The sequence below is a fragment of the Pseudomonas sp. TH34 genome, from assembly GCF_016650865.1.
Taxonomy (GTDB): domain Bacteria; phylum Pseudomonadota; class Gammaproteobacteria; order Pseudomonadales; family Pseudomonadaceae; genus Aquipseudomonas; species Aquipseudomonas yamanorum.
The window spans coordinates 268,537-277,932 of record NZ_JAEKFB010000032.1 but is presented as its reverse complement, the minus strand read 5'-3'; the positions used below and the strand labels follow the sequence as shown (position 1 = coordinate 277,932).

Below are 9,396 nucleotides of genomic sequence, written 5' to 3'. Positions count from 1 at the left end.
CGCCGAACACGAGAACTTCAAGCGGGTGATCAGCTCCTGGGAACGTGAATTCCTGCTGCTGAGCGTCTGAGAAACCACACTAAAAAAACCAAAGGGGTGTCGATATGCGTCTGGTGAAAAAGCTTCTACCGCTGGCCTTGGCGGCGTTGTTCAGCAGCGCGGGCCACGCCGCGCAGACGGTCAGTGTGTACAACTGGACCGACTACATCGGTGAGACCACCTTGGCCGACTTCCAGGCCAAGACCGGAATCAAGGTGATCTACGACGTGTTCGACTCCAACGAAACCCTGGAAGGCAAGCTGCTCGCCGGTCGCACCGGCTATGACGTGGTGGTGCCGTCCAACCACTTCCTGGCCCGCCAGGTAAAGGCCGGCGCGTTCCTCAAGCTGGACCGCTCGCAGTTGCCCAACTTCAAGAACCTCGACCCCAAGCTGCTCAAGCTGCTGGAGAAAAACGACCCGGGCAACGAGCACTCGGTGCCGTACCTGTGGGGCACCAACGGCATCGGCTACAACGTGGACAAGGTCAAGCAGGTGCTGGGCATCGACCATATCGATTCCTGGGCCGTGTTGTTCGAACCGGAGAACATCAAGAAGCTGCACGAGTGCGGCGTAGCGTTCCTCGACTCGGCCGATGAACTGTTCCCGGCGATCCTCAACTACTTGGGCAAGGACCCGCGCAGCGAGAATCCCGAAGACTACAAACAAGCCGAAGCCAAGCTGCTGACCCTGCGGCCGTACATCACTTATTTCCATTCCTCCAAGTACATCTCGGACCTGGCCAACGGCGACATCTGCGTCGCCTTCGGTTATTCCGGCGACGTGTTCCAGGCCGCCAACCGCGCCAAGGAAGCCAAGAACGGCGTGAACATTGCCTACTCGATTCCCAAGGAAGGCAGCAATCTGTGGTTCGACCTGCTGGCCATCCCGGCAGACGCCGCAAACCCGAAAGCGGCCCACGCTTTTATCAACTACTTGCTGGACCCAGAAGTGATCGCGAATGTCAGTGCCAGCGTCGGCTACGCCAACCCGAACCCGGCGGCCAAGGCCTTCATGGCGCCGGAGCTGGTGAACAATCCTGAGATCTACCCGTCCCAGGAAGTGCTCGACAAACTCTACATTTCCACCACCCCGACGCCTGCCGTCATGCGCTTGATGACGCGGTCCTGGAGCAAAGTGAAGACCAACAAATGAACCGTTCCTCGTCCGACCACGCCCGTTCCTATTACCTGGCTTCGGCCAACGCCATGCCCCGGCGCCCAACGCTGGGGGCTGACCTGACGGCCGATGTGTGTGTGATCGGCGGTGGGTTCACCGGGGTCAATACCGCCATCGAATTGGCCCAGCGTGGGCTATCGGTGATTTTGCTGGAGGCCCGGCGGATTGGCTGGGGCGCCAGTGGGCGCAATGGCGGGCAGTTGATACGCGGGATTGGGCATGACGTATCGGGCTTCGCCAAGTACGTGGGCGAGGAGGGCGTGCGTTACCTGCAGCAGGCCGGGATCGATTCGGTGGCGCTGGTGGGCGAGCGGATTCGCGAGTACGGGATTGACTGTGATTTGCGCTGGGGGTTTTGCGAGTTAGCGAATACGCCGGCGCAGTTTGCGGCGTTTCAGGGGGAGCTGGAGAGCCTGGCTGCCTTGGGGTATGCGCCTGAAACGCGGTTGGTGGCATCACAGCATATGGCGCAGGTGGTGGGCTCAGGCTTGTATGCGGGTGGTTTGGTGGACATGGGGTCCGGGCATTTGCATCCGCTGAACCTGGTGTTGGGGGAGGCGGCGGTGGCCGAGTCCCTTGGTGTGCGGATCTTTGAAAACAGCCCGGTGCTGGAGTTGATTCATGGCGATACGGTTCAGGTGCGTTGCGCGTCCGGCACCGTGCGCGCCGGTAACCTGGTGCTGGCGTGCAATGCGCATCTGGAGGAATTGGAGCCGAAGTTGAGCGGCAAGGTGCTGCCAGCGGGGAGCTATATCATTGCGACCGAGCCGCTGTCGGTTGAGGTGGCTGATCAGTTGATTCCGCAGAACCTGGCGTTGTGTGATCAGAAAGTGGGGTTGGATTATTACCGGCTTTCGGCGGATCGGCGGTTGTTGTTTGGGGGGGCTTGTCATTATTCGGGGCGTGATCCGGTGGATATCGCGGGGTATATGCGGCCGAAGATGCTCAAGGTTTTTCCGCAGTTGGTGGATACGGCAATTGAGTTTCAGTGGGGGGGGAAGATTGGGATTACGGCTAACCGGTTTCCGCAGGTGGGGCGGTTGAAGCAGCACCCGAATGTGTTTTATGCCCAAGGGTATTCGGGGCATGGCCTTAACGTGACGCATTGGTGCGCGCGGTTATTGGCGGAAGGAATTCATGCAGGGCAGAGTAAAGGGTTGGATATTTTCAGCCAGGTGCCGCATATGACTTTTCCTGGGGGGAAGGTGTTGCGTTCGCCGCTGCTGGCGTTGGGGATGTTGTGGTATCGGGTGCGGGAGATGGTGGGGTGATTGGTTGAGTACATATCCGTTTCTTCGGTAACGGCCGCCTATGGTTCCGCTCTTACAGCCATCCCTTTCAAGGTCTTGGTTTAAAATCCCCTAACCAATCCAGTCAGGACGACGAAACTATGTGGGAAAAGGTTTTAGAACGGTTTGAAAAACAGGCTCCGGCCAGCGTCATGACCAAGTTGATATTAGAGCAGGCAGTAGATGCCGCTTGGGTTGACAAGGTGTTCGATGATCACCGCCAACGGCAGTACTCACGTGAGCTTTTGTTTTCAACCGTTGTTGAGCTGATGTCCCTTGTTTCATTGGGCTTGAGGCCGTCGTTGCACGCGGCGGCGCGCAAGATGGAGGGCCTTTCGGTCAGTGTTTCGGCACTCTATGACAAGATCAAGCGAACCGAACCCGAGCTGCTTCGCGCCCTCATTTCGGGCAGTGCCGAGCGTTTGATACCAACCGTCGAAACGCTCGGCCATTCATCGATCCTGCCCGGCTGGCAGTTGCGTATTGTGGATGGCAACCACTTGCCGGCCACTGAAAAACGTCTAGGCGCTCTGCGCAATGAGCGCGGCGCAGCGCGCCCAGGATTTTCAGTAGTTGCCTACGATCCGGATCTGGATTTAGTCGTTGATCTTCAGCCGTGGGAAGATGCCTACGCCAGTGAGCGAGTCAGTGTTTTACCGCTGCTGGCCCGCGCATGCGCGGGCCAGTTGTGGATGGCTGACCGGCTCTATTGCACGCTGCCCATCCTGCAAGCCTGCGAGGACACGGGGGCTTCGTTCATCGTTCGCCAACCCAGCAAGCATCCACGCCTGGTCCAGGAAAGTGAGTGGCAAGACTCAGGGACGGTCGATAGCGGAACCGTTCGCGAACAAATCATCGAAGTGAAGGGTGGCCGCCGCTGGCGACGTGTTGAGTTGAGCCTGCAAACGGCGAATGACTCAGGTGATTTGGTGATGTGGTTCTGGAGCAATTTGCCCGACACCATCGGTGCCCGGCAGATAGCCGATTTATACCGTCATCGCTGGAGTATCGAAGGAATGTTTCAGCGCCTTGAGTCGGTACTGGACAGTGAAATTACAGGCCTTGGCAGCCCGAAAGCCGCGCTATTGGGCTTTGCCTCGGCGGTCCTGGCTTACAACGTTTTGTCGGTTCTCAAGCGTAGCGTTGAGCAGGCGCACCGCGAAACGCAGCCAGAGGGTTGGCAGGTTTCGATTTTCCATTTGGCGGTGCATGTTCGCAGTGATTATCAAGGCTTGCAGATCGCATTGCCTGCGGAAAATTTCCCTCTTGAAAAGACTCCGCAAGGGCTGGCAGAGCGATTGCTGGCCCTGGCAAGGATGATCAAACCTAAGTCCGTAGCAAAAAGCCCTCGTGGCCCCAAAGTAGCCAAGCCCAAGGAGTGGCTGGAAGGTAAGGCAGCACGGGCGCATGTCTCAACAGCTAGGGTGCTTAAGGCGGCCAAGTCGGATAAACGTACTTAAACATGGCCTTAAACGGACTTTTAAACGCAGACCTTGAAAGGGATGGCTCTTACAGCGGCTCACTTTGGAAAAGCCGGAATGCCGGCCCAGCCCAAAGTAAGCAAAGGGCTCTGCCCCGCCTGTCGGCGCCTCGCTGGGGCTCGGCGTTCCCTCACTCCGGCATTGCTCCGCGGGCCGCCGCGACGGGCCATCCATGGCCCGGCGCGGCTAAACCGGCGTCCTGCCGGTTTACCCGCTCCGCACTGCCTGCGTTCGGCCTCGGGCTTATTGGGGCAGTCAGATCAAGATCAAAAGCAGATCAAGAGCACAGCGGCCTCCCGGCCGGCTTGAGTGTTGAAGAGCAAAAACAAAAGCCAAATCAAAAGTGGGCACGGTCAAATGTGGGAGCTGGCTTGCCTGCGATGGCATCAACTGGGTGCATCTGGAAGACCGAGGTGTCTGCATCGCAGGCAAGTCAGCTCCCACAGAAAAGCAGAGCTGCATCAGCTTCAGATTTGGCTTTCGCTCTGGCTTTTGATCTGGTTTTTAACACTCAAGCCGGCCGGGAGGCCGCTGTGCTCTTGATCTGCTTTTGATCTTGATCTTAGGCGCCCCGTTAAACCACGCTGGCCGAACGCAGGCTTTGGAGCGTGGGTAACCCGGCAGGACGCCGGGTTAGCCGTCCTGGGCCAGGGATGGCCCATGACGGCGGCCCACGGTCCAAAGCCGGAGTGAGGGCACACCGAGCCTAAGCGAGGTGCCGAGTGGTGGGGCAAGAGCCTTTTGGTTACTTTTGGGCTCCTTTCAAAAGTGACCCGCTGTAAGAGCGGAACCAATTTAAGCCATCACCCAAATAACGGATATTCACCCCCAAAGCCTACCGCTCAATCGACCGACTCCACCGCGCATTCCACTCCGGCCGCGCCTGGTTCACCTGATCCCAGTCAATCGAAATCGCCGTCTGCAAATAACTGTTCATTGCCTCCACCCGAGCCCGAGTCTTATCCGTGGTCGGCGTAGTAGGATTCGAAGGAATCTGATCCCCCAACTCTAAAGCCGGCGCCTGCGCCTCAGCGGTCAACAAAAATTGCGCCAGTTTCTGCGCCAACTCCGGCTGGTCATTCCGCGCAATCACACACTCCGCCACGTTCAATACCACCGCGCCTTCCTTCGGCTGCGCATACTCCATCGGCACACCCAACAACTGCTGCGTGGTCACCTGCGTCGGCGTCAGCGGAAAGATCGCCGCCTCATCCGTCTGCACCATCTCGGAAATCTTCGCCGAGCTGGCGATGTATTCCAGCACGTTGGGCCCGACGGTTTTCGGCCAGGCCTTGAACCCCGGCTCCACGTTGGTCTCGCTCCCCCCCTGAATCCGGTTGAACATCAGGAAACCATGCAACCCAAATGTGGAGGAGGCCAGGGACTGAAACACCACCTTGTCCTTGAACCGTGGATCCGCCAGGTCCATCCACGATGTCGGCGGCGCCCAGCCCTTTTCCTTGAACATCTTGGCGTTGTAACCCAACCCGGTCACCCCGAGCGTCACCGCAACTGCCTCTTCCTTGATTTTGGCCTTGGCCGGAATCTGATCCAGGGTCGGGTTAGGCGTGAGCTTCTCGCACAACCCCATGGAGATCGCGCGGTACATGATGCCGTCGTCGAGGAACATCACGTGCATCTGCGGGTTGTCCTTGTTGGCCTGCACCTTGGCCAGGATGTCCGACGAGGTGCCCGGCACGATCACTACCTTGACGTTGTTGGCCTTCTCGAACGCAGGCAGCACCTTGTCGGCGTAGACCCGCTCCATGGTGCCGCCGTTCATGCCCAGGTACAGCGTCGGTGCAGCATGGGCCGCCGTGCTCAACAGGGCGAGGGACAGGCAAGACAGCGCAGTACGTTTGATCATGTGCATGAATCTTCCTCTCAGGCTTGGAAACGACGGATGGAAAATGCTTCGATGGGCTGCCGGCTGGCCCCCGTGCAGACGATTTCTGCCAGGGCTTCACCGACCGCAGGGCCGAGCTGGAACCCGGCGCCGGCAAAGCCGAAACCGTGAAGCAGGCCGGGTTGGGTGCTGCTGTCGCCGATCACCGGTTCGTGGTCGGGTAGATAACCTTCGGTGCCACTCCAGGTACGGATCGCCTGGGCACCTTTGAGGAACGGGTACAACTCGCCGGCGTTGCGCAGAATTTCCAGCACCGCCGCTTGTCCCGGGCGGGCCTGTTGCGGGCTCAGGGCAAAGCCGCGACCACCACCGAGGATGCAATTGCCCCGGGCAACCTGCCGCGCATAGATTCCGCCGCCTTCGACGCCGGTACTCACGTCCATCACCACCGGCAACGGCTCGGTCACCAGCATCGCCGGGTGCGCCGAGGTCATCGGCACCGGTTCGCCAAATTGCGCGGCCACGGTACTGGCCCAGGCGCCGGCGCAGTTCAACAGCCAGCGGGCTTGCAGCTGCACACCATTGGCACAGCGCACCTGAAACAGCTGGCCGTCATGTTCAACCTGGGTGACTTCGGTTTGCTCCATCACCCTCGCACCGTGGCGTTGGGCGGCGCGGGCAAAGGCGGGAGAGACCAGGCGCGGATTGGCGTGGCCGTCTTCGGGGCATAACGAGGCGCCGACCGCCACATCACCCACCCACGGAAACCGCGCACGCAGTTGAGCGTGATCCAGCATTTGCAGGCCCAGGCCAAAGCCCCGAGTGGCGTCGGCGTAAGCCTGCAAGGCGGCCAGGTCTTCGTGACTGCGGGCCAGTTTCAAATGCCCGGAGCGCACGTATTCGCCATCGATCCCAATCAGCCCCGGCAAGTCGGACCACAGCTCATGGGCACGTTGCGATAACGGCAACTGATGCAATGGACGACCCTGGCGCCGCACGCCGCCATAATTCACGCCGCTTGAATGCGAACCACAAAAGTCCCGCTCCAGCAGCACCACGCGCCGACCTTTCTGCGCCAGCATCAAGGCGGCTGACGCGCCGACAATCCCGCCGCCCAACACGATCACTTCGCTGTCGATCATGGCTGCACCTCCACGCCAAACGGCAAGGGTTTGATCGGTGCCTGGCCCCGCAGGCGGCCAACGTTTTGAATCTCGCGCCCACTGCGTTCGGCAATGATTTCTGCCGCTGCGAGCCCACACATCCGGCCCTGGCAACGGCCCATGCCAACCCGGCAATGGGCCTTGACCCGGTTCACTTCCCAGTGGCCTTCGTCCACCACCGCGCGTACTTCGCCGACGCTGACTTCTTCACAGCGGCACAAGATCAGTTCATCCGGGGCTTCGGCGGCCCAGTTTTCCGGGAAGGGGAAGGCGGTTTCCAGGCCATGACGAAAGCGTTGGATGCTCGCCAATTGCTGCTCCAGCACCGCCGGCCGGCGAGGGGCGATGGCAATACCGGTGTCTTCCAGCAACGCCAACGCCGCCCGCTCGCCCGCCATTTGCGCCGCATCGGCGCCCATGATTCCGGCACCATCACCCGCTAAATAAACACCCGTGACACTGCTACGCCCAGCCGCATCTCGCTGGGGCAACCAGGCGCGGTTCAATGCATTCCAGGAAAATTCACACCCAAGCAAATCCGCCAATTGGGTCTCGCTGCGCAGGGCATGGGCGAAGGCCACGGCATCACAGGCGATTTCCTGCTGGTCCCAGTGGATGCCCGTCACTCGTTGTTCGCCGTCGATGTGCGACAGCGTTGCACCTTGATGCACCGGGATGCCGTGGGCCGTGAGCCAGGCGCGGTAGTACAAACCTTTTGCCAGGGTCGCCGGCTGGCCGAGCAATGCCGGCAAGGCGCGGCACTGGGCGCTGAACGGCGCGCTGTCGAGCACCGCCACTACCTTGGCCCCGGCCTTGGCGTACTGATACGCCACCAGGTACAGCAACGGTCCGCTGCCGCAAAACGCCACGCGCTCGCCGATGGCGCAGCCTTGATACTTCAGTGCGATTTGCGCCGCGCCAAGGCTGTACACGCCGGGCAGCGTCCAGCCCGGTACCGGCAGGATGCGGTCAGTGGCGCCCGTAGCGACGATGATCTGCGCGTATTCGATGCTTTCGGCGTGGCCGTTGTTGAGCATGTCCAGGCGACCGTTCTCGGCATTCCACACCAGGGTTTCCGGCCGGTAGTCGATCCGGGTTGCCAGCTCATCCATGGTGCGATGCAGCGCCGTCGCCTTGCCCGCTTCAAAGCCATACAACTGCTTCGCCGAGCGCTGGAAGTTCGCCGGTTGGCGCCGATAAATCTGGCCGCCGCCGCGCAGGCTCTCGTCCACCAACACCGGGGTTACGCCATGCTCGAGCAAGGTCCGGGCGGCGGTAATACCCGCCGGGCCTGCGCCCACTATCACCACTGTCTTCATGCCTGGCGCCCCGGATCACGGCGAATCGCCTGGCCGTCTTCCAGCAAGGTCGAACAGGCGCGCACTCGGCGACCGTCCTCAAGCCGCACCCAGCAATCCTGGCAGGCGCCCATCAGGCAGAAACCGGCGCGGCGTTCGGCGCTGAAATCACTGCCCCGCAGGTGCTCGGCGCAGGTCAGTACGGCGGTCAGCAAGGTGTCGCCGAGCAAGCCTGTGGCAGGCTGCCCGTCGAGGGTGAAGGCGAGGGTGGGCCGCTGGGTCTCGGCCAGTCGTTTGAACAGTGCCATCAATGTTTCCCTACCAACACGCGGTCCAGGCCGTAGACCCGGTCCAGCAGAATCATGGCCGCCGCCGTCAAGCCGATCACCAGCGCCGACACGGCCGCCATCATCGGGTCGATGGATTCGGTGGCGTACACGTACATGCGCACCGGCAAGGTCTGGGTGGCCGGCGAGCTGACAAAAATCGACAAAGTGACTTCATCGAAACTGTTGATGAACGCCAGCAACCAGCCGCCGGCCACGCCGGGCAAAATCATCGGCAAGGTGATCTGGCGAAACAGGGTGAAGCGGCTGGCCCCCAGGGATTCGGCAGCCTGTTCGGCGCTGCGATCGATGCCGATGGCGGCGGCCAATACCAGGCGCAACACGTAAGGCGTGATGATCACCACATGGGCCAGCATCAACCAGGTGAAGCTGCCGTTGACGCCCATCATTGCGAACAGCCGCAGCATCGCTACCCCCAGTACCAGGTGCGGAATGATGATCGGCGAGAGGAACAGGGCACTGAAGAAGTTACGGCCGGGGAACTGGTAGCGACTGATTGCCAGGGCCGCCGGTACCGCGATCAAGGTCGCCAAGCTGGCGGCCACGAACGCCAGGACCAGGCTGTTATAGAACGCCTGGATAAAGTCGGCACGTTCGAACACCGCATGAAACCAGCGCAGGGAGAAGCCCGACGTCGGCAGGCTCAAGGTGTTTTCCGGGGTGAAGGCCACCAGGCACACCACCACCAGCGGCGCCAGCATGAACAGCACCACCAGGCCGTGAAAGCCCAGGGCCAAAGGACCGTTTCTGGACAT

Annotated in this window: 9 protein-coding genes; 4 read left to right on the top strand and 5 right to left on the bottom strand. The window is 60.8% G+C overall.

Translation table 11 applies throughout. From position 1 onward, the window contains the following. The 4 genes from JFU58_RS32680 to JFU58_RS25450 form a co-directional block, all read left to right on the top strand. Positions 1-70 (top strand): hypothetical protein (locus JFU58_RS32680; RefSeq protein ID WP_446739991.1); only part of this gene is annotated, 70 nt, incomplete at its 5' end. Between the two features lie 34 nt (positions 71-104). Then, positions 105-1,193 (top strand): polyamine ABC transporter substrate-binding protein, encoded by a 1,089-nt coding sequence (locus JFU58_RS25460; protein ID WP_201142680.1) that lies wholly within the window; start codon positions 105-107, stop codon positions 1,191-1,193. Beyond that, a complete protein-coding gene (locus JFU58_RS25455) occupies positions 1,190-2,488 on the top strand; it encodes an NAD(P)/FAD-dependent oxidoreductase (protein ID WP_201142679.1) in 1,299 nt (432 codons plus the stop codon). Before JFU58_RS25460 ends, JFU58_RS25455 begins: the two co-directional genes overlap by 4 nt. Positions 2,489-2,658: 170 nt before the next feature. Next, positions 2,659-3,966, top strand: coding sequence for an IS4 family transposase (locus JFU58_RS25450; protein ID WP_081253266.1), 1,308 nt, complete (start codon positions 2,659-2,661; stop codon positions 3,964-3,966). An 856-nt stretch (positions 3,967-4,822) separates the two neighbouring features. Here the strand turns inward: JFU58_RS25450 and JFU58_RS25445 are convergent. Genes JFU58_RS25445 through JFU58_RS25425 form a run of 5 tightly spaced genes read right to left on the bottom strand, consistent with a single transcriptional unit; the run spans position 4,823 to position 9,396 of the window. After that, on the bottom strand, positions 4,823-5,854 hold the full coding sequence (locus JFU58_RS25445; RefSeq protein WP_003218283.1) for an ABC transporter substrate-binding protein: 1,032 nt from the start codon (positions 5,852-5,854) through the stop codon (positions 4,823-4,825). A 17-nt stretch (positions 5,855-5,871) separates the two neighbouring features. Then, on the bottom strand, positions 5,872-6,975 hold the full coding sequence (locus tag JFU58_RS25440) for an NAD(P)/FAD-dependent oxidoreductase (RefSeq protein WP_201142678.1): 1,104 nt from the start codon (positions 6,973-6,975) through the stop codon (positions 5,872-5,874). Further along, on the bottom strand, positions 6,972-8,315 hold the full coding sequence (locus JFU58_RS25435; protein ID WP_201142677.1) for an FAD/NAD(P)-dependent oxidoreductase: 1,344 nt from the start codon (positions 8,313-8,315) through the stop codon (positions 6,972-6,974). Before JFU58_RS25435 ends, JFU58_RS25440 begins: the two co-directional genes overlap by 4 nt. Further along, positions 8,312-8,602 carry a (2Fe-2S)-binding protein gene (locus tag JFU58_RS25430; RefSeq protein ID WP_063028847.1) on the bottom strand — a complete coding sequence of 97 codons (291 nt, stop codon included), beginning with the start codon at positions 8,600-8,602 and terminating at the stop codon, positions 8,312-8,314. The genes JFU58_RS25435 and JFU58_RS25430 overlap by 4 nt, the downstream gene beginning before the upstream one ends. Then, positions 8,602-9,396 carry an ABC transporter permease gene (locus JFU58_RS25425; RefSeq protein WP_201142676.1) on the bottom strand — a complete coding sequence of 265 codons (795 nt, stop codon included), beginning with the start codon at positions 9,394-9,396 and terminating at the stop codon, positions 8,602-8,604. Before JFU58_RS25425 ends, JFU58_RS25430 begins: the two co-directional genes overlap by 1 nt.

Excerpts from the sequence above, each read along its gene's own strand:
- JFU58_RS25440 (WP_201142678.1), bottom strand. The coding sequence starts at position 6,975 with ATGATCGACAGCGAAGTGATCGTGTTGGGCGGCGGGATTGTCGGCGCG.
- JFU58_RS25455 (WP_201142679.1), top strand. The coding sequence starts at position 1,190 with ATGAACCGTTCCTCGTCCGACCACGCCCGTTCCTATTACCTGGCTTCG.
- JFU58_RS25425 (WP_201142676.1), bottom strand. The coding sequence starts at position 9,396 with ATGTCCAGAAACGGTCCTTTGGCCCTGGGCTTTCACGGCCTGGTGGTG.
- JFU58_RS25445 (WP_003218283.1), bottom strand. The coding sequence starts at position 5,854 with ATGATCAAACGTACTGCGCTGTCTTGCCTGTCCCTCGCCCTGTTGAGC.
- JFU58_RS25460 (WP_201142680.1), top strand. The coding sequence starts at position 105 with ATGCGTCTGGTGAAAAAGCTTCTACCGCTGGCCTTGGCGGCGTTGTTC.
- JFU58_RS25430 (WP_063028847.1), bottom strand. The coding sequence starts at position 8,602 with ATGGCACTGTTCAAACGACTGGCCGAGACCCAGCGGCCCACCCTCGCC.
- JFU58_RS25450 (WP_081253266.1), top strand. The coding sequence starts at position 2,659 with ATGACCAAGTTGATATTAGAGCAGGCAGTAGATGCCGCTTGGGTTGAC.
- JFU58_RS25435 (WP_201142677.1), bottom strand. The coding sequence starts at position 8,315 with ATGAAGACAGTGGTGATAGTGGGCGCAGGCCCGGCGGGTATTACCGCC.